Source organism: Gemmatimonas sp., from assembly GCF_021298855.1.
Taxonomy (GTDB): Bacteria; Gemmatimonadota; Gemmatimonadetes; order Gemmatimonadales; family Gemmatimonadaceae; genus Gemmatimonas.
Genome location: NZ_JAJTHI010000060.1, coordinates 1 through 19,984, shown reverse-complemented (window position 1 = coordinate 19,984; position 19,984 = coordinate 1). Strand labels below are relative to the sequence as shown.

The window sequence follows — 19,984 nt, the reverse complement described above, 5'->3', positions numbered from 1 at the left end:
GGGACGGGGGGCGCAAGATCCTCATCAGCGGCGGTGGACGCTGCAACGTGCTGCCGTCTCGCGTGGACGAGTCGCGCTTCGTGACCGACTCCTCACCCAATACGCTGCGCAAGATCGTGCGCAGCTGGCCGCTGGCCGAGCAGATCCGGTTCTTCGAGGACGAGGTGGGCCTCGTGCTCGAAGAGGAGGTGGAATCGGCCAAGCTCTTCCCTGCCTCGCACAAGGCGCGCGATGTGCGCGACGGCTTGCTGGCACTCGCGCGGCGGCACGGCGTGGCCGCGCGCTTCGGCTGCCGGGTCATCAGCATCGCCCCGCATGCCGGCCGTTGGCGCATTGGTGTGGAGGATGTGGACACGCTCGCCGCAGACACGCTCGATGCCGACGCCGTGATCGTGGCCACCGGTGGGCTCTCGGTCCCCAACACCGGCAGCGACGGCGCCGGGTTGCGCATGCTCGAGGCGCTGGGGCACACCCTGCACCCCACGTATGCGGCGCTCACGCCCGTGACGGCACCGGAGAATGCCTTCAGCGCGCTGTCGGGGGTCTCGCTGCGCGTCTCGCTCACGGCCGCCTCGCCGGCGCGGCGCGCCACGCACACCGGCGGCTTCCTGTTTACGCACGCCGGCTACAGCGGTCCGTCGGTGCTCAACGTGTCGCACGTCGTGGTGCGCGCCGGTGCCGACGCGGCGCGCGGTGATGAGCCCGCAGCCGACGTGCGGGTGCAGTGGACGGCACACGACGACGCGGCATGGCAGACGCTGCTGCAACCACACGGCGCACGGCAGCTGTCCACGGTGATCCGCCAGGAGCTTCCCGACCGCCTGGCCGATGTGCTCATGGCCCAGGCCGCGGTGGAACCCACCCGCAAGCTGGCCGAGCTCACCCGCGAGGAGCGTCGCCGCATGATTGACGTGCTGGTGCGCGGGGCGCTCCCCTGGCACGGCGACGAGGGGTACAAGAAGGCCGAGGTGACCGGCGGCGGCGTGGCGTTGTCGGAGATCCACCCGGTGACCATGGAGAGTCGGCGCCACCCGGGGCTCTACCTGTGCGGCGAAGTGCTCGATGCCTTTGGCCCCATTGGCGGCTACAACTTTCTGTGGGCGTGGGCCACGGGGCGGGCGGCGGGCATGGCGGCCGCCAACTGACCGGCAACGTGGCAGCCGTCAGGACGGGGTCACCGCCCGGGCCCCGGTGAACGCCAGCACCGCGATGGCCCCGAGCGCCGCCGCCAGCGAGCCGTACACCCGGTCGCGCACCCCCGCCCGGGCGTCGGAGTAGGCGAGCGCCATCAGCCACAGCGCCCCAAGACCCAGCGCCACCAGCGAGCCGCCTATGGGGTCGAGGTCGAGGAGTCGCATGGCCCAACGCCCGAGTCCCGCCGGCAGCGCGAGCAGCGCCGTGGCGGCCATGGCCCGCGCGTGCCGCGCGCGATTCCGCACCTGCGACAGCGCCACCGCCAGCAGCCCGAGCAGGCACGCCAGCAGCCCGAAATCCAGACGCAGAAGAAAACGGGGCACCGCCGCCCGCGCCGGGACGGCATCGGCCGCGGTGACCGCGGCGGCGAGCGCCTGCAGCATGGGCACGGCGCTCATGCACATGACCAGCGCGCACCCCACGCCCACCAGCGCGAGCTGCCGGTGTCCCCTGGTCAACCCCCGCCGCGCCAGCTCGCTCTGCGCCACGAGCAGCAGCAGCCAAGCCACCGAGGCCCCCCCGTGCACGGCATGCGCCCAGTCGAGCGCACCGCGCCGAGTGGTGAGCGACGGCGTGAACCCGGCCACCGTGACGAGCACGATGACCAGCAGCCACCAGGTGGCGTGATCATGAAGCGTGCGCGGCGTCCGCCCCGCCTGCCGGCGCGCCGCGGCGGTGGGGAGGGCGCGGGCCTCCAGCGCCACACCGGCGGCCGTCACGGCTGGTCTCCCGGGCCCATGGGTGGGCCCATCGTGGTGAGGCCGTACTCGGCGTCGAGCGCCACCAGCTGCGCCATGGGCGGCAGCCCGCCCGGCGGCGTGATGCGGTCCAGCGCCTCGAAGAAGCGCGCGAAGTGCCCGGGGGTGGTCACGATGAGCAGCCGCGCATCGCGCGGGGTGTAGTTCTGATAGCGGTGCACCACGCCACGCGGGAGAAACACCGAGCCACCCGCCGCCACGGTGTGCGCCACGCCATCGAGTTCGAACACCAGTTCACCCTCGAGCACGTAGAACCACTCGTCTTCGCGCGTGTGCACATGCAATGGTGGTCCGGACATGGGCGGCGCAACGAGGTGAAAGCAGGCCATGGTGGCCTGGCTGTCACGCGCATCCACCAGCACGTGCGTGGTTTCGCCCACGATGTTGAGCGGCAAGGGCGTGCGCGTGGCGCCGGCCGGGAGTACGATGGCAGTGGGCATGGGGAAGCGTCTCGCGGGTCAGCGTGGGGGAGGGGTTGGTGACGGCACGGATGCGCGTGCCGCGTCGAGCACTGCCTGCATGGCCGCCACCGCGGCGTCGGCGGCCGCGCCGGCACACAGCGGCCCGCGCTCACGCAGCAGCTGCCAGAAGGGAGCGCTGTAAATGGCGAGGCACTGGGCCACGAGCTGCCGCTGCGCCGCCGGCGGGCGTCCGGCGAGCAGCGGCGCCAGCGCCTCGCGAAACGCCGCGCGCCCTTCGGCCGAGCCGGCCCTCGCGTAGTTGGCCCGTGGCGCGGCCGCGAGCATGGCCCTGGTGAGCGCCCCGTTGCGTTCGAACTGGGCGAAGAGCGCGCGCAACTCGGGCACGATGGCCTCCAGTGTACGGGGCCAGGTGGTGCCAGTCCGATCGCGCAGCTGCTGCCACACGCCGCGCACGAGATCGGCCTGCGTGGGGAAGTGCCGGTACACGGTCCGGGCCGACACGCCCGCCTGCTCGGCGACGACCTCGTGCGAAAACGGCGCCTCCGGGTGCTCCCGGAGCCGCTCGAACGCGGCGCGCAGGATGCGCTCGGCCGTATCGGCGCGCAGACGGTCGCGGGCGTGTTTCTCGTTCATGACAGTACACTGCCATCATGTCAGTGTACTGTCAATCGCCCCCGACGAACGGGCGCACGTCCCTTGCGGCGCGCGCGATCGCCCCGCACGTTGGTCGGCATGACGACGCCCTCCTCGCCCCCCTTCGTGACGCTCCGGCATCTGCGCCTCGCTCCCGACGAGTCGGCTCGGCGGGCCGCGGAGTTTGCGGCGCATCTCGACGCGCGCCGCACCACCCGACATTTCTCACCGGAGCCGGTGCCGCGCGCGTGGATCGAGCACGCCATTCGCGCCGCCGGCACGGCACCCAGCGGAGCACACCAGCAGCCATGGACCTTCGTGGCGGTGAGCGACCCCGAGCTCAAGCAGCGCCTGCGCGAGGCCGCCGAGGACGAGGAACGCCGCTTCTACGCCGAGCGCATCACGCCCGAGTGGCGGGCGGCGCTGGAGCCGCTGGGCACCGATGCGGTGAAGACGCACCTCACCGACGCGCCGTGGGTGGTGGTGCTCTTCCGGCACGCGCACGGGGTGAACGCCGACGGCAGCAAGCGCACGTTCTACTACACCCAGGAAAGCTGCGGCATTGCGGCCGGGCTGTTCATTGCGGCAGTGCATACCATGGGGCTGGTCACGCTCACGCACACCCCGAGCCCCATGGGCTTCCTCGGGGAACTGCTCGGGCGGCCGGCCAACGAGAAGGCCTTCCTCGTCTTGCCGGTGGGGTATCCCGCCCCCGACGCGCAGGTGCCGGCGCTGTCGCGCAAGCCGCTGGCGGAAATTGCGGTCTTTCGCTGACGGCTGGTGGAGTAGAACTGATGCCGGGAGAATCGGGGAACAGGAGAACCGGAGCGTGTGCCCAGCTTCTCCTGTTCCCCGATTCTCTTTTGATCAGTCCATTCCGCTTGCCGCCGCATGAACGGCGGGTCGGTCAGAAGAGCCGCTGCAATCCCAGGCGGGCGTACGGCACGTTGCCGGGGGCGAGATCGGCCACACTGCGCCCATCGCGCGCGTACTCGAGCCGGCGCAGCACCGTGAACCCGGCATCGGCCGTGACCTGCCACTTGCCGCCACCCGGCGACCAGCGGGCCTGTGGCCCGACCGTGGCGTTGGCCAGCCACAGCTGGTTGGCGCCGGCGACCTGCGGTGCCGTGGACAGCCCGTACTGCGCACCAGCCAGGGAGGCATTCACCCCCAGGTCGAGACCGCGTCGCGGCATCCACCAGATGTCGCCACGCGCCGGCAGCAGCGCATCCACCAGCACACGGCGCGACACTCGGGACAGCACGTGCACCACCGGAATGGGGAGCAGGCGGCCGTAGGCCGATCCGTAACTCAGCCCGGCGCCCACCGTCGTGCGGGGCGACACGATGCGGTCCACGAACAGCGCCCCCTCGGCGCGCACCGACTCGCCGTACAACCCCGGCCGCAGCACGCCAACCACGGTGTGTCGCTCGCCGACCGTGCGCAGCAGCATCAGGTCGGCCGCGGCCACGTGCAGCGTGGTGAGGGTGTTGGGTTCACGGGCACCGCTCGGCTGGGGCAGCGCCACCTGCACGCCACGCCACTGCCCGCCCAGCAGCACAATGCTGCGCCCCTGCTCACGCACCACGCGGTGCGAGAGTTGCACCTGCACCCCCTGCTGGGTGTACGAGTCACGCCCCACCGTGCCCGCAGGACGTTCGACCGTGGTGCCGCCAAACGACTCGGCGCGCACGATGGCCCGCTCGCGTTGCGCGTGCACCGTGGCGGGCGCCGCGGCGAGGAGACCGGCCGCGAGGGCCATCATCGTGTCTGCAGGACGAGCAGCAGGGAGGCGCATGAGGAGGGCGTCGAGAGGGAGCCGGTGTGCCAGCAGTCGGTCGGGGCACCACGCGTCTTGCGGGTACCGGCGGGAAGAGACAGACTCAGGCATAATGCTGATAAAGTCGGTCGGTAAACTCAACCAGCCCATGCGACCTCTCGCCCTGCTTTGCGCTCTGCTCGTCCCCGGTGTGCTGGGGGCCCAGTCCATTCTCCGCGTGGATACGCTGCTGGCCAGCAATCAGCTGGCTCCCGCAGTGGCCCTGGCCGATCAGGCGCTGGCCGCCACGCCGCGCGACTACGAGGTGCTCTGGCGCGTTTCGCGCGTGCGGCTGCTGCAGGGGGACGCGCAGCCCGAGAAGAGCAAGGCCCAGGACCGGCTGTATCGCGAGGCGCTGGCGCTGGCCGAGCGTGCCATCAAGGCCAACAGTACGGCGCCCGACGGGTACCTGCGACGCGCCGCCGCGAACGGCAAGGTGGCGCTCTTTGCCGGCGTGCTCGACGCTGCCGACTACGTCATCCAGACCAAGGAAGACACCGAGAAGGTCATCGCCATGCGTGGCGTGCCGCCCCTCACGCTGGCGTCGGCGCACTACATCCTGGGGCGAGCCCACCTCAAGCTGTCGGAAACACCGCGGCCGCTGCGCATGCCGCTGGGGCTGGGCTTCGGCAACGCGGCCGATGCGCTCACACATCTGCGCCGTGCCACCGAGCTGCGCGCGGGATTCGTGATGTTCCAGCTGGAATACGCGCGTGCCCTGGTGGCCAACGAACGCGTGGCCGATGCGCGCGCCGTGCTGCAGCAGCTGCCGTCGCTGGCCGATCAGGAACCCGGTGACGAGGGGCGCAAGCGCGAGGGGGCCGAGCTGCTGCGGACGCTGCGGTAGGGCCAGGGTGATCCACCTGCTCGATGACTTTCGCGACACGGCTGCAGTCGCGAGAAACTGGAGCGCGTTCAGTGACCGCGTGATGGGCGGCGTGTCGGTGGCCCATGTGGAGCTGGTGGACCGTGACGGGCGGCGCGCGCTGCGGCTGTGGGGGCACGTTTCGCTCGAGCGGAACGGCGGCTTCATTCAGATGGCGCGGCAGTTTCCCAACGGGACGTACGATGCCTCGGCCTTCAGCGGCGTGCAGCTGAGCGTGTGCGGCGCCCCCGGGGCGTACTTCGTGCACCTGCGCACCGCCGACACGCGCGCGCCATGGCAGTACTACGCGGCGCCGCTGGCCGTGACCACCGCATGGCACGAGGTGTACCTGCCCTTCGCGGCCTTCACGCCGGTCTCACTCGCCGCCCCGCTCGATGTCCGCACCATCCAGCGCATTGGCATCGTGGCCGGCACGCAGGCGTTCGACGCGGACCTCGCGGTGGCCCGCGTGGAGCTGGTGCCGTAGGTCAGCGCTTGCGTACCCAACGATAGCCGGCGCCCACGGTGGTGAGCCCGGCGCTCTCTCCCCGCACCATGCCGAGAAAGGTGCGGGTGAGAAACAGCGTGGGTGACGAGCCGCCTTGGCGGGGCGCCGTGAAGTCGACGCGTACGATGGGGCCGAAGCGCGCCGCGCTGTTCTCCGCGGACACATACGCGCCGCCCACCATCACCCGCAGCAGTGTGGCGCGAATGTCGAAGGCGCCGCCGGTCATGACGGAGGCGCGCTCCTCGAAGCGCGTGTCCTGACATCCCACGGCTTCTGGAATCACCACGCAGGAGCCGCGGTTGCCGAGGTTGAGCGGCGTCACGCGCACGGCGGCAATCCACGCGCGCTTGGGGACGCGCAGCAGCGGCACGGTGCCCATGCCGGAGATGGCAATGGTGGCCGCCTCCACGAACGCCGACGAGGCGACCACACTGCCGCCTTCCAGTTCGGCCGAGACGAGCCCGGTGTAGGTATAGAAGCCCATGCCCACCCCCGGTCGGCGCTGCGCCTCGAGCGAGGTAGCGGACCAGCAAGGCAGACAGACAGCGGCAAGCAGCACGGTGGCGGCGCGCAAGCCGCGCCCGATACGGGCGCGCGGGGACAGGAGGGTGAGCACAGGGGGGAAGATAGTCGAGGAAGAGCGTGACCCTCTGCATACGTCGCAGGTGCGGCCGCGGTTCCGCCCGAAGGCGACCGGGCGGTAGCGTGCAGGGTGCGCCCCTCTGCCGCGTTCCGAACGCCCGGAACGCCAGCTCGATCGGCTCCCACGGTGAGCTAAACCGAGACGGTTTGCCCCGCTGAGGGCGGGGGTGTCAGCAGAAGCGCCACCTCCCACCGGAACGAAGCGGGGCCAGTCTCTTGACCGGCCCCGCTTCTGTGCTCACTGCCAATCGGCGTGAGCCAATCCCGCCACGGAGTGTGAGCCAAACGCCCGCCAATCGGCGTGAGCCCCCACAACAACCCGCCTTACTTCACCGCGTTCACCATGTCGAAGATCGGCAGGTACATGGCCACGATCATGCCGCCCACGACCACGCCCAGGAACACGATCATGATGGGCTCGAGCAGGCTGAGCAACGCGCTCACGGCGGCGTCCACTTCGTCGTCGTAAAAGTCGGCAATCTTGGAGAGCATCTCGTCCAGGCCGCCCGTCTGCTCACCAACGGCGATCATGCTGATCACCATGGGCGGAAACACCTCGCTCTTCTGCAGCGGGCCGGCAATGGTGTCACCACCGGCAATGCTGGCCCGGCTGCCCATGATGGCGTCCTGCACCACCCGGTTGCCCGACGTGCGCGCCGTGATCTCGAGACCGTCCAGAATGCTCACGCCGGAACTGATGAGCGTACCCAGCGTCCGCGTGAAACGCGACACGCTGGACTTGCGCAGCACGTCACCCAACACCGGCACCTTGAGCATGAGCTTGTCGATGACCAGCTGCCCCTGGGACGTCGCGTAGTACTGCTTGAGCATGAAGCCACCGCCGCCCAGGCCCGCCAGCAGCGCCCACCAGTAGCTGTTCAGGAAGCCGCTCAACCCGATCACGATCTTCGTGGGCAGCGGCAGCTCCATACCCACGCTGCCGAACATGCTCGCGAACACGGGAATGACCTTCCACAACAGGATGACCACGCACAACCCCGCCACGCACATGATGACCGTGGGGTAGATCATGGCGCCCTTCACCTTGCGCACGAGGGCGTCGTTCTTTTCCATGAAGATGGCCAGGCGATTCAGGATGGTGTCGAGAATACCGCCCGCCTCACCGGCCGCCACCATGTTGGTGTACAGGTCCGTGAACGCCTTGGGATGCTTGCGCATGGCGTCGGCCACCGTGTTGCCCGACTCCACGTCGAACACCACCTGCCGCACCACCGCCGCCAAGGCCTTGTTCTCCGACTGCCGCGCCAGAATGTCGAGCGCCTGCACCAGCGGCAGGCCGGCGTTGATCATGGTGGAGAACTGCCGCGTGAAGATCACGATGTCGCGCATCTTGATCGACCCGCTGGTCTTCTGCGGCGTGGACTTGGATTCGTCCACCTTGATGATGGTCAGCCGCTGGCGCCGCAATTGGGCCACGGCATCGTCCCGACTGGGGGCATCGATGGTCGCCGACTTGAGGTCGCCGTTCTGGGTACGCGCGGTATAGTTGAACGTGGGCATCGGTGCGAAGTGCTGAGGAAGCCGGAACCGGGAGGCAGGACGCAGGACAGCGGGCCGGCACTACCGCCTGGCGGCGGCGAGGCGGCTGCCGGATGGGGTGCCTTCGGACGGGTGGGCGGCGTTGAGCGTGTCGTCCGCGGGCCCCTTGCCGATCATGCGCAGGAACTCGTTGGGGTTGCCCGATGACCGCATGCACTCGTCGGCGCTCACCACACGGTTCACGTACAGCTGATACAAGGCGTCGTTCATGGTCTGCATGCCGAATTTCTTGCCCGACTGCATGAGCGAGTAGATCTGGTGCACCTTGTCGTCACGAATGAGCGCCCGAATGGCCGGCGTGACCACCAGCACCTCGGCCGCCATGGCCCGACCACGCCCGCTCACCTTGGGGAGCAGCACCTGGGTGACGATCCCCTCCAGCACGAACGACAGCTGCGCCCGCACCTGACTCTGCTGGTGGCTGGGGAAGACGTCGATGATGCGGTTGATCGCCTCCGCGGCGCTGTTGGTGTGCAGGGTGGCCAGCACCAGGTGACCGGTCTCGGCAATGGTGAGCGCCGCCTGGACCGTTTCCAGATCGCGCATTTCGCCGACGAGAATCACGTCGGGATCTTCGCGCAAGGCATACTTGAGGGCGCTGGCGAAGCTCTTGGTATCGGCCCCCACCTCGCGCTGGTTGATGATGCAGTTGCGGTGACGATGGTTGAACTCGATGGGATCTTCCACCGTGATGATGTGCCCGCGCCGATCCGTGTTGATCTTGTCGATGATGGACGCCAGCGTGGTGCTCTTGCCCGAACCCGTGGGGCCGGTCACCAGCACCAGCCCGCGCGGCCGCTCGGCGAACCCGGCAATCACCGGCGGCAGTTGCAGTTCGTCGAAGGTCTTGATTTCGAACGGGATGCGCCGGATGACCATGGTCACGCACCCGCGCTGCTTGAAGACGTTGCCACGAAAGCGCGAGAGATTCGCGATGCCGAACGAGAAGTCCAGCTCGTCCTCCATTTCGAAGCGCTTCTTCTGGTTCTCGGTCAGCACCGAGTACGCCAGCTGCAGCGTGTCGCGCGGCGTGAGCACCTGATCCAGCGTCGCGTTCACGATGTCCCCGTCGACGCGCAGCTTGGGACGATCCCCGGCCGTGATGTGCAGGTCGGAGGCGTCCCGCTCGAACATCTCGTCAAGCAGCGCGCGGAGGGAAATGGGAGACTGGGGGGGAGCGGTCATGGGATCACTGCAGGTGGCTCGGAACGCACGCGCATTCCAAGGACTGGACGAATCGGCCGGCGCATCGATACGCCACCGTCACATTCGACTACGATGATGTTTCACGGATGACCTGCTCGAGGGTCGTCACGCCCTTGAGCACCTTGAGCCAGCCGTCCATGCGAAGGGTCAGCATGCCCTCCTCGATGGCCGAGTCGCGAATGATCTGCACGTCGGCGTTCTGCATGATGAGCTTCTTGAGGGTGGGGGTCATGAACATGACCTCGTACACCCCCTGGCGACCCTTGAGGCCGGTGCCGCCACAGGCATCGCAGCCATTCCCCTTGAAGAAGGGGAGCTCCTCGATGCGCGTGTCGAGCGAGAGGTTGGTGAGGAAGGGGAGCGCCTCGGGGCTGGCCCGGAGTCTGGCGTTGAGCAGCGCTTCGTCGGTGAAGCGCAGCGACCGCAGCGTGGTGTCGGGCTTCACCTTGGCCCCCGCGAACTCGGCGGCGTCGGGGGTGTACTTGGTCTTGCACTTGGAGCAGATGCGCCGCACCAGCCGCTGCGCCAGGATGAGGTTGAGCGCCGACGCCACGTTGAACGGCTCGAGCCCCATGTCCAGCAGGCGGACGATGGTCTCGGGGGCGGAATTGGTGTGCAGGGTGCTGAGCACCATATGCCCCGTGAGCGCCGCCTTGATGGCAATGCCGCCGGTCTCGAGGTCGCGAATTTCCCCGAGCATGATGACGTTGGGGTCCTGCCGCAGGAACGCCTTGAGCGCCGCCGCGAACGTCATGCCGATTTCGGTGCGCACGAGCACCTGGTTGATGCCGTGGAGGTTGTACTCCACGGGATCCTCGGCGGTCATGATGTTCGTGTCGCCGGTATTGATCTTGGAGAGCGCCGAATAGAGCGTCGTGGTCTTGCCGGAACCCGTGGGGCCCGTGACGAGCACCATGCCGTACGGATTGGAGATGGCCTCCATGAGCTCCCGCTCGGCGCGCGGTTCGATGCCGAATTTCTCGAGTTCGAGGGTGAGGTTGCCCTTGTCGAGAATTCGCAACACGACCTTTTCGCCGAAGAGCGTGGGCAGCGTGCTCACGCGGAAGTCGACGACCTTCTTGCCCACCTTGAGCTTGATGCGTCCGTCCTGGGGCACGCGACGCTCGGCGATGTTGAGCGACGCCATGATCTTGAAGCGCGAAATGAGTGCGGCGCGCATCTTCATGGGCGGCTTCATGACTTCCTGCAGCGCTCCATCCACGCGGTAGCGCACGCGCAGATCGTGTTCGAAGCACTCGAAATGGATGTCGGAGGCGCCCTTGCTCACGGCGTCCACGAGGATGGCGTTGATGAGCTTCACCACCGGCGCCTCGTCGACCTGTGCGGCGAGCACCCCGGCGTCGGCGCTCTCCTCCTGACTGTCCAGCACTTCCACATCGTCGTCTTCGGCCGCGATGTCCTGCAGCAGCGTCTGGATGTGGACTTCGTTGGCCTCGTAGTGCTTCTCGATGGCCGCGCGCATGGAGTACTCGCCCGCCAGCACGGGGACGATATCGTAGCGCGTGATGAACTTGAGGTCGTCCACCACGGACATGGCCGTGGGGTCGGCGATGGCCACGGTGAGTTGCCGGCCGTCGCGCTTGAGGGGGAGCACGGTCTGCTTGGTGGCCAGCTCCGCCGGAATGAGCTTGAGCAGGCGTGTGTCCACCTCGAAGCGGGACAGGTCCACGGCGGGCATGCGGAACTGGCGGGCGAGCATGCGCACCACTTCGATTTCCGGCACGAGCCCCATCTTCACCACGGTCAACCCCAGTCGCTGGCCGGGATTGCTGGCCTGCTCCTGGAGCGCCTTCGCGAGTGTTTCGGTGGTGAGCAGACCCTCGCGGATGAGCATATCGCCGAGTCGTTCGGCGGCGCGACCGGAGAGCGGAGCAGCGGGTGCGGCCATAGACCTGATTTCCGTCAGTACGCGGACCTGAAGTGTCGTGTTGGCGAGGGCGGACCCTTGCCATCTAATTGACTGTGGCGTCCGGAAAACGTCACCAGCGTGTCGAGCAGGCGAACGGTGGATGGACCGATGCCACGCACGTGACGGAGGTCATCGGGGGCGGAAAAGGGGCCGTGTTGTTCCCGCCACTCCACGATGCGCCGAGCCAGGGCCGGGCCCACCCGTGGTAGCCGTTCGAGCTCCTGTGCGGTAGCCGTGTTCACATTGACCGGCGCCGAGGGTCGAGGCGACGCTGGCGTCTTCGGGAGTTTCGGCACGTTGGCCTTGCGGCTTGATGGCGGGCGGGGCGAGGCCCGGGACCGGCGCGGGGCCCGCGCCGCGGAGTCCACGGCGGCGGCCTGCGCCGCGAGTGCCCGGTCGGCCAGTGAGGCGGGTGGCGCTTGCCCGCCGTGGCCGGCGACGACGTTGGCCTCGAAGCGGTGCACGCCGGCCACGCGCACGCCCACGGCGAGCAGGGCGAGACCGGTGAGAAAGGCGAGGGCGTGGCGCTCCTGCGTGGTGGGCATGACGCAGGGTAGCGGCCCGGGGAGCGAGCGACGTAACCGGAATCGTGCGAGGGCGACCATTTCTGCGCGGCGGCAAGGGCGGCAGAGGGCGAGGTGCGGGTGTCACCTATGGCCCTGGGTGGGAACTACAGACGGCAGACGGCAGGAACCACAGTCCACAGTCCGCAGACAGCAGGGATGTGGTCGAACAAAACGGGCGCCACTGCTTTGCAGGGCGCCCGATTTCCTTTGCGGTTGGGACATCGGCGGCGGCGCGCAGCGTACGCCGCCGAGTGGTTCTTCCGCACCACTGCGCCCCTGCCGTCTGTGGTTCCTGCCGTCTGCCGTCTGCAGTCAGGCCACCACTCCGGCGCCCCCCCGCCCCGCCCTATCTCAACGCAGTTCCCCCGCGAAGAACCGCAGCTGCATGACCGCCGAGAAGATCAGGTTGTTGGTGCGGCGATTGAAGTTGCGATCGAAGTTGAGGATCTGGCTGCCGGTGAGCGTGAAGCTCACCAGGTCGGACAGATCGGTGTTCGCGTTGAGGTTGAAGGCCCGTCGCCCGTTGTTGGTGAGCACGGCCGTCTGGGCCGGGAAGCGCGCCGTGAGCACCGGCCCGCCCGGCAGGGGCACGCCAGTGCCCGGGGTGCCGGTCACCGAGGTGCCGGTCACCGACGTGCCGGTCACCGAGGTGCCGGTGACGATGCTCGACGTCTCCTCACTCTGGTACGACAGCGAGGTGCGCATTTGCCCGGTGCGCGTGTTCCAGCTGCGGGGGAGCGGGAACGACCGCGTGATGTCGAAGGACATGCGGCGCGTGTCGCCGTTGACGACCGCCCCGGGGCGCAGGTCCTCGCGGCGCTGGCGGTCGATGGAAGCGCTGGTCGCGAGGTTGCCCAGCGCGGCCCAGGTGATGCTGGTGGAGAGCGGCTGGCTGCGCGCCACGGTGCGGCTGCGATCGGCCAGCCCCCCGGTTTCGTTGGGGATGGTGGTGGCCTGCTCGGAGATGAGGTAGCGGCCGTTCACGTTCACCATGGAGACGAAGCGCCGCAGGCGCACGGGGCGCCAGCTCCAGCGCAGCGTGATGTCGGGGCGCACCAGCTGGTCGCTGGTGATGACCGCCTGGAAGCCGTCGAGCGTGCGGCGCGTCCACGTTTCGGTGTTCCCCTGCTCCAGCCGCGACTGCAGCGTGAGCGAGAAGGGGAGATTGAGCGCGCCCGACAGGGTACCGCGACGCAACCGGCCGGCGGTGGTGGCCAGCTGCGACGACTGCCCACGGAAGACCTCCACCCCGCCCAACCCGAACTGGTAGCCGAAGCCCGGCACGAAGGCCGTGTTGTCGTAGTTGGAGGTGAGGCTCTGCTGCCACTGCAGATCGAACGGCGCGAAGAGGCTCCCCAGCCGGCGCAGCATACTGCGTTCGGCGGTGCGACCCGACACGAAGCGCGCCACGTCCAGCGTGGTCCCCAGGTTGAACGACTGTGCCGCTCCCAGCCGTTTGGGCAGCACGAAGGCGCCGGTGCTGTCACGCTCGCGCAGCAGGGTACGCCCGTTGGGATCCTTGACCAGCGAGAAGGTGCTGGTGAAGTCGAACCGTGGGCGCAGCCACGACGCGGTGGCCGGCGTGAAATTGAAGGTGGAGGTAAGCGACCGGTCGCGCTCGAGCCCCACGTTGGCGCCCAGCAGCGACGACCGCTCGGCCCACGCGGTCTGCCCGCGGTCCACGCTGTCGGGAAACCCGCGCAGGGTGCGATAGTCGCGCAGGTCGAGCAGCTGGCGCGCGTTGATGCTGGCGCCCAGCGCCGTGGTGGGGCGGAACTCGAGCGACGCGCTGTTCTGCCAGATGTGCGTGAGGGCGTTGGTCACCTGCCCCGTGTCGGTGAGCGACGCGGCGGCCTTGGTGAACGAGGTCACCGCGTTGTCGTTGCGGGCGAGGGTGCTGCTCAGGCGGAAGGCGGTGGGTGACCAGCGAATGCGCTGCTCGCGGAACGCCTTCACCCCGGCCGATTCACGCCACCGGCGTGGCAGCAGCCCCACCAGGGCGCCCACGGCGCGCGGCAGCCGGCTTTCGCGGGTCTCGTTGGCCATCGTGAGGCTGCCGCCCACTGCATAGCTGCTGGCACTCAGCGACTGGAAGGCGCTCTGGGCCGCCGCCGTGGACCAGGTGCCATTCAGCGAGAGGCCGTTCACGATGGGCGCATACCAGCCCTTCTCCAGCGGCGCGATGCGGCGCACCGACAGCGCGTAGTTCACGCGCCGGTCACGCGGGTCACGCAGGTTGGCAATACCACTGGCCCGCACGTCGGTGTTGTTGATGAAGAGCTGGTCGACGCCGGTGGACGTGTAGTCTATGGAGAGTGGCATGGCCAGCCCGAGCCGCGCCGGCAGCATGCGCCCCAGCTGCAGCGTCGTGCCCACACTCACCCCACTCGATGTGAGGAAGGTGGGGGTCTCGTTGAGCTGCCGGAAGTTGGGGTCGCGCCGACTGAGGTTGACGCGAATGTCGGCGAGATCGCCGGCGTTCATGTTCATTCCCACTTCGCCGGCAAAGCCCACGTCGTTGACCACGTCGGCGAGCCGCACATCGTTCACCCACAGCTCCAGCGAATCGCCCGCCATGATGGCGCTGCCGCCGCGCGGAATGCTGTCCACCCGCACGATGCCCACCGCGAGCTCCTGCACACCGGCCAGGTTGGGCGGCGTGACCGCCGGGTCGGCGCTGTACACGATGTAGCCGTCTTCGCACACGGCATACCGCCGCAAGGCGAGCCCGCGCGGCGTGCCGGAGCGGCGCACCAGCTCGAGGTCGGCCCCGCTGCATTGCACCGAGTCGGCGCTGCCGGTGAGGAAGGCGTTCTCCAGCCGCGCGCGCAGCATCTGGAACTTCGTGAGATCGACCCGCACCTCGGGGAGCCAGTCGCTCTGGCTGGGCCCCGCGTTGAGCGGCGTGCGATACATGTAGAAGTTGTGCTCATCGCGGCCAATCTTCACATAGCCATTGAGCTCGCCGGTCACGCCCCAGCCATTGCCACGCCCGCGCATCCAGAGCCGCAACGTGCGATAGCCCATGAAGGTCTTGGTGCCCTCAGGGAAGCGGAAGAACGCCTCAGCCCGATCGAAGGGGCGGAACTGACGGCCGGGGAGCCCCGTCTGCAGGCGCAAGGCGCGCTCGTTGACCTGAATCTGCTGGACTTCGTAGCCGGTCTGCCGGTTCTCCGGCACCTCCAGCACCCCCGGCGGCGGGGAGTACGGCAGCACGTTGGTGGAATCGAGCGTTCCCACCACACTGGCAATCACGTAGCCCCCCAGCGTGGCGCTGGAGTCGCCAGCCATGCCGGAGAGCGGTTCGGCGCTGCGCTTGAGCCAGGGCGCTCCCACCAGGCGCAGCCGCGCGAGCGCCACGCGCGTGAACGCCTCATCGCCCGCGGCGGGGCTCGACATGACGGTGAGGCGCATGGCGCGCATGCGCCGTTCGTTGGGGCTGTTGAGCTCCTCCACCGGCGCCCGCCAGTTGAGACGCACCTGCACCCAGCAGACGGAATCGGCGGTGACGCCCGCCGCCGACGAATCACGCTGCGCGAAGCAGCGCCCCACGCGCGTCCAGTTGCGGCGATCGCCCAGGTCCACCACGAAACGCTTGAGCTGCTCCTGCTCGATGGCGGCGGCGTCGAAGTTGAGACGACCATCGAGGTCGATATCCTCTTCGTCGAGGCGGTTGTTGCGCACGGTGCAGTTGGCACGGCTGTCGCCAAGCCGCTGGACCGCCTGCAGCGACTGCGTACACAACGGCACCTTCGTTTCCACCGTTACCACCGGTGCGCCGCCGGTGCGATTCACCACCACGAGCGTATCGGCCACATCGCCCGCGAGCCCCCGGTCGTTCTCGACGGCATTGAAGGCGCGCGACAACGAGTCCCGTTCACTGTCGAGCCGGTTGAAGCCCACGAAACGCTTGCCGCGATACGTGCTGTCCACCGGAAATCCGGCGCGCGCGGGGGGCGCAATGGTGAGCGACTCCGGGGCGAAGGTGACGCTGTTTTCGCTCAGGTCGCCGAAGTCCAGCACGAGCGTGGGATTGGTGCGCACCTTGCCCTCCTCGCTCTTGACCAGCGCGAAGAACTCGATGTTCTCGATACGCGACAGGTCGGCGCCGCTGGCGCCCAGCACCGTGCGCAGGGAGCGCCAGCGACGGCCGCTGGGGGTGGGGCCGGCGAGGCTGCTGTTCCCCACGGTCCAGGCGAATCGCCGGGTGGCGGTGCCGGGCTCGACGTCGAGGATGCCGCCGGTGCGCAGCGGATACAGCGTGAGCCAGAGCAGCTGCTCCGGCGCGAGGAGCCCGTTCCCCACCACGCGCACGGCGGGATCGATCTGCTGAATGGTGAATTGCGGCGCGGCCCCGGTGTTGTCCACCCCGTTGTTCTGGTACGCCAGCGTGGTGGCGCGGTTGAGCGCGAAGACACTGCTTCCCACCCCCGCCAGCGACGCGCCAAGCGCCGGCCGGCTGCTGTAGTACCAATTGCTCTCGAGCAGCGGCAGCACGCGCTCGGCCTCGCCCTCGAAGCTCTCCACGAACGCCTGGAAGGCCGAGTTGAGCTGCGGGCGGCTCATGGCAAACTCCCCCTGCACCGCAATGCGTGACGCGGTGTTGGCGGTGTTGAAGGGGAGCCGGGTGAGCAGCGAACTGAGGGCCGTGGCGTCCCACTTCATGTTGGCGGTCACGCCGGCCATGAGGGCGCCTACCGGCTCGAAGCCCAGCGGTGGCCGGTTGAGCGCCGAGCGTTGCTGCTGCGAGATGGCGGTGAAGGCGATCTCGCCGTTGTCGAGCGCAAACTGCGAGGCGAGCCCCAGGATGGTGACAGGCGCCACGGCAAAGAGCGGGTTCTCCTCGTAGCGCACACTCACCTGCCGTGGTCGCGTGAAGAGCGTATCGGGGCGATTGAAGGTGATGATGCCGAGGTCGTAGTCGATGCTGTAGTCACGCTCGCGCTGCAGCTCGCGCCCCTCGATGACGACCCGCTCGGAGTTGGGGCGCAGCTGAATGGTGGACAGCTTGATGGCCTGCGAGTTGCCGCCCCCCTCCGACTGGTAGTTCACCACGAGGCGGTAGATGGCCTGCGGGCGCTGGGCGGAGTAGAGGTACTCGTTGGGGTACCGGTACAGCGTGTCGTTGGCCGGGTTGGCGAGCGGCTGCGCGAGGCCGGCGCGCGCGAAGGGCTGCACCGACGGGAAGAAGACGAAATAGTCGGGGATGAGCTTCTGCTGCGTATCGCCCGAGAAGTTGGCGCGGAAGTTCGGATCGTTGGGGCGCGGCCAGAGCCGGTTCTCCACGTCGAACTCGGCGGAGTTGGTGGGCTGCGCGAGGCCGAAGAGCTGCAGGTAGGTTTGCGCGCGCGACGCATCGACCGGCTTCTCCTGGTCGCCGGATGTCCCGGTGACCAGCTTCATGGCAATGGAGTTGCGCACCAGCTCCTCACCGCCCAACCGATAGACCGACTTGATCTCGCGGAAGAAGTACGCCGGGTTGTCGGGCTGCAGCTCCGGCTCCCAGAGCAGGTTGGCCACCTGCGGCGCGTCGGTGTACTCGATGTCGGGGGTGCCGCCGGTGTTCACGTTGCGGCCCGGGCGCCCGTTCACGCTCACTTCGTAGGCCACCGCCAGCCGTTCGTTGTTGAGATTGAGCGGGCGCACGAGCGCAATCCACAGCTGCGACGGATCGACGTAGTAGTCCACGTTCTCGCGCAGGACCTCATAGATCTGGCGCGACGGGTTGCGGGCCCCGCGCACGGCAAACTGCGGGCCGCGCGGGTTCTGGTTGGCGGCGCCGATGAGCTGCCGGTAGACGTACAGGCGGACGGGGCGAATCGAGTCGGGGAGCGCGGCCGCCAGCTGCTGCAGCTGCGGGCGGTTGAGCAGGTCCACGTTGGGGTAGCCGGGGAGCTGCCGGGGGTCGATGGTGAAGAAGAAGCGCCGCGTCTCGATCTGGATGTCCTCGATGATCCGATCGACCCGCTGCTGCGTGCGCTCACCCACCGTGAAAAGGTTGTCCTTGCTCACGTTGCCGCGCTGCTGCGCCACGATGGAGGAGAAGCGCATGGCGCCCCACTGCCCCGTGGCCTGCACGCCGTAGTTGTTGGACGGGATGCCGGAGGTGAGGAAGCGTGAGGTAGGGGTGACGAAGCTCACGTTGCCCACCTCCACCGACTGGAGCTTCTCGGTGGCCTTGCCCTGGTACCGGAGGAAGATGTTGTTGGAGGCGTCGAACTCGCGCTGCGAGTCGTAGTCGACGTTCACGGAGACCCGGTCGGCCACCACGCCCCCCGACCGGAGATTGAACTGGAAATCGAAGCCGGGCTGGAACAGGCCGCGGCAGTTGTTGCCCACGATGGTGAGTTGGGCGGTGGTGCAGCGCTCGTTGCGGGTGCGCTGCAGCTTGGACTCGAGCCGGGCGTTGAGTTCGACCCCGAGGTTGGCGAGGTCGCCGAAGAGGTCCCGGGTGGCGGTATCGGCGGCCGCGGGGGCGCGGGTGGGGACGGGGGCGCGCAGGACGGGGCCGGCCGTGTCCCGGCGGGCCGCGGAATCGGGGCGGGGCGGCTGGACCTGCGCCGAGGCCGACCCGGCGAGCATTCCAGTCACGAGAACCGTCCGGAAAACCGCCAGCGACAGCCTGCGCACCGATCTCCGGATTTGGGGTACCACGGGTCTTCCCGCCGGGCTGTCGCCCGAGGGGCCGAGGTACGGTCTCGAACAAGGGGCGCGTCGCCCGCGAATATGCGGCGCCGCGCCCTTGATAAAGCGGGTGGTCACCGGGGAATTTACGTCGTGAAGCTCCTTACCCGCTATGTCATCCGCGAGCATGCCGGCCCGCTCGTGTTCGCGCTGTCGGCCCTGACGTCGCTGCTCATGCTGCAGTACGTCGCGCGCCAGCTGGCGAACCTCGCCGGCAAGGGGCTGCCCTGGTCGGCGATCGGCAAGTTCTTCGTGCTGTCGTTGCCGTTCACGATTGCCATGACGCTGCCCATGGCGGTGCTGGTGGCCACGCTCTACGCCTTCGGGCGCATGGCGGCCGAGCATGAGATCACCGCCTTCAAGGCGAGCGGCGTGCGGGTGCGGTCGCTCATGGCCCCGGTGCTGGTGTGCGCCCTGTTGCTGTCGCTGTTCATGGTCTGGTTCAACGACCAGCTGTTGCCGCGCACCAATCATGCGCTGCGCATCCTGAACAACGACATCGCCAAGACGAAGCCCACGCTGGCACTCAAGGAACAGGTGATGAACCCCATCACCGACCAGTTCTTCATGCGGGTGGCCCGGGTCGACGCGCGGACCAACCGCATGTACGACGTGACCATCTACGATCTGCGGAAGGGGCCGGAGCGCCAGACCATTTACGCCGACAGCGGGGTGTTCCTGCTGGACGCGAAAGGGGAGGACCTGCAGCTGCAGCTGATGGACGGCCACGCGCAGGAGTTCGTGCGCGCCGACCCGCGCCGGCTGCAGCGCAGCTTCTTCCGCACGCAGACCGTGCAACTGCGCGGCATCATCCGGCAGTTCGAGGCCACCGCGGAGGACAACTACCGGGGCGACCGTGAACAGACGGTGTGCCAGATGCACCGCACGTACATGGAGAACGCGCGCGAGTTCACGCGGCTGCGCAACGCCTACATTGACCAGGCCAGTCGCGCGGCCAGCAAGGGGAGCAAGACGCTCACGGTGAGCCGCGACCGTCCGCCCAAGGAGGTCCTGTCGACCTTCTACTGTGAGACGCTGCTGGGCGGCTTCTCCACGATGTTGCTGCCCAAGAAGGCCAAGGCCCAGTCGGCGCAGCCGCCGGTGCAGCCGCCGCCGGTGCAGCCGCCGCCGGTGCAGCCGCCGCCGGTGCAGCCGCCGCCGGTGCAGCAGCCGCCGGCCGTCGTGGAGCAGCCCGGG

General features: G+C 68.6%; 15 protein-coding genes. 5 read left to right on the top strand and 10 right to left on the bottom strand.

The annotated features are described in order from the left end of the window. Positions 1-1,145 (top strand): aminoacetone oxidase family FAD-binding enzyme (locus LW840_RS15220; RefSeq protein WP_291277296.1); only part of this gene is annotated, 1,145 nt, incomplete at its 5' end. A gap of 18 nt (positions 1,146-1,163) precedes the next feature. On the opposite strand, the gene LW840_RS15215 is transcribed toward LW840_RS15220, so the two are convergent. From LW840_RS15215 to LW840_RS15205, 3 genes are read right to left on the bottom strand one after another with little or no spacing between them, the layout of a single operon-like run. Then, positions 1,164-1,913: a hypothetical protein gene (locus tag LW840_RS15215; RefSeq protein WP_291277295.1), complete on the bottom strand. Its 750-nt coding sequence runs from the start codon at positions 1,911-1,913 to the stop codon at positions 1,164-1,166. After that, entirely contained in the window at positions 1,910-2,392 is a 483-nt protein-coding gene (locus LW840_RS15210; protein ID WP_291261688.1) for a cupin domain-containing protein, read from the bottom strand. The genes LW840_RS15215 and LW840_RS15210 overlap by 4 nt, the downstream gene beginning before the upstream one ends. Positions 2,393-2,410: 18 nt before the next feature. Beyond that, the gene (locus LW840_RS15205) at positions 2,411-3,007 is read right to left on the bottom strand and encodes a TetR/AcrR family transcriptional regulator (RefSeq protein WP_291277294.1); all 597 of its coding nucleotides are present in this window, start codon (positions 3,005-3,007) and stop codon (positions 2,411-2,413) included. A gap of 99 nt (positions 3,008-3,106) precedes the next feature. On the opposite strand from LW840_RS15205, the gene LW840_RS15200 reads away from it, so the two are divergent. After that, complete coding sequence (locus LW840_RS15200; RefSeq protein ID WP_291270102.1) at positions 3,107-3,781, top strand: nitroreductase family protein; 675 nt, start codon at positions 3,107-3,109, stop codon at positions 3,779-3,781. Between the two features lie 133 nt (positions 3,782-3,914). Here LW840_RS15200 and LW840_RS15195 read toward each other — a convergent pair whose 3' ends face one another. Beyond that, on the bottom strand, positions 3,915-4,772 hold the full coding sequence (locus LW840_RS15195) for a hypothetical protein (RefSeq protein ID WP_291277293.1): 858 nt from the start codon (positions 4,770-4,772) through the stop codon (positions 3,915-3,917). Between the two features lie 163 nt (positions 4,773-4,935). On the opposite strand from LW840_RS15195, the gene LW840_RS15190 reads away from it, so the two are divergent. Together LW840_RS15190 and LW840_RS15185 are read left to right on the top strand one after the other, a co-directional pair. Continuing rightward, positions 4,936-5,673, top strand: a complete 738-nt coding sequence (locus LW840_RS15190) for a tetratricopeptide repeat protein (protein ID WP_291267915.1) — start codon at positions 4,936-4,938, stop codon at positions 5,671-5,673. Positions 5,674-5,680: 7 nt separating this feature from the next. Further along, positions 5,681-6,178, top strand: coding sequence for a CIA30 family protein (locus LW840_RS15185; RefSeq protein WP_291277292.1), 498 nt, complete (start codon positions 5,681-5,683; stop codon positions 6,176-6,178). A gap of 1 nt (position 6,179) precedes the next feature. Here LW840_RS15185 and LW840_RS15180 read toward each other — a convergent pair whose 3' ends face one another. The 6 genes from LW840_RS15180 to sprA all read right to left on the bottom strand — a co-directional run bounded on the left by LW840_RS15180 (position 6,180) and on the right by sprA (position 18,685). Further along, positions 6,180-6,815 (bottom strand): hypothetical protein, encoded by a 636-nt coding sequence (locus tag LW840_RS15180; RefSeq protein WP_291277291.1) that lies wholly within the window; start codon positions 6,813-6,815, stop codon positions 6,180-6,182. 350 nt (positions 6,816-7,165) lie between these two features. Then, the gene (locus LW840_RS15175) at positions 7,166-8,362 is read right to left on the bottom strand and encodes a type II secretion system F family protein (protein WP_291262694.1); all 1,197 of its coding nucleotides are present in this window, start codon (positions 8,360-8,362) and stop codon (positions 7,166-7,168) included. A gap of 60 nt (positions 8,363-8,422) precedes the next feature. Further along, positions 8,423-9,586: a type IV pilus twitching motility protein PilT gene (locus LW840_RS15170; protein WP_291277290.1), complete on the bottom strand. Its 1,164-nt coding sequence runs from the start codon at positions 9,584-9,586 to the stop codon at positions 8,423-8,425. 88 nt (positions 9,587-9,674) lie between these two features. Continuing rightward, positions 9,675-11,516 carry an ATPase, T2SS/T4P/T4SS family gene (locus LW840_RS15165; RefSeq protein ID WP_291269866.1) on the bottom strand — a complete coding sequence of 614 codons (1,842 nt, stop codon included), beginning with the start codon at positions 11,514-11,516 and terminating at the stop codon, positions 9,675-9,677. A 14-nt stretch (positions 11,517-11,530) separates the two neighbouring features. Further along, on the bottom strand, positions 11,531-12,082 hold the full coding sequence (locus tag LW840_RS15160; RefSeq protein ID WP_291277289.1) for a ComEA family DNA-binding protein: 552 nt from the start codon (positions 12,080-12,082) through the stop codon (positions 11,531-11,533). A gap of 372 nt (positions 12,083-12,454) precedes the next feature. After that, entirely contained in the window at positions 12,455-18,685 is a 6,231-nt protein-coding gene (gene sprA / locus LW840_RS15155; RefSeq protein ID WP_291277297.1) for a cell surface protein SprA, read from the bottom strand. 195 nt (positions 18,686-18,880) lie between these two features. Here sprA and LW840_RS15150 point away from each other — a divergent pair. Beyond that, positions 18,881-19,984: LptF/LptG family permease (locus LW840_RS15150; protein WP_291277288.1), on the top strand; the 1,104-nt coding region annotated here is incomplete at its 3' end.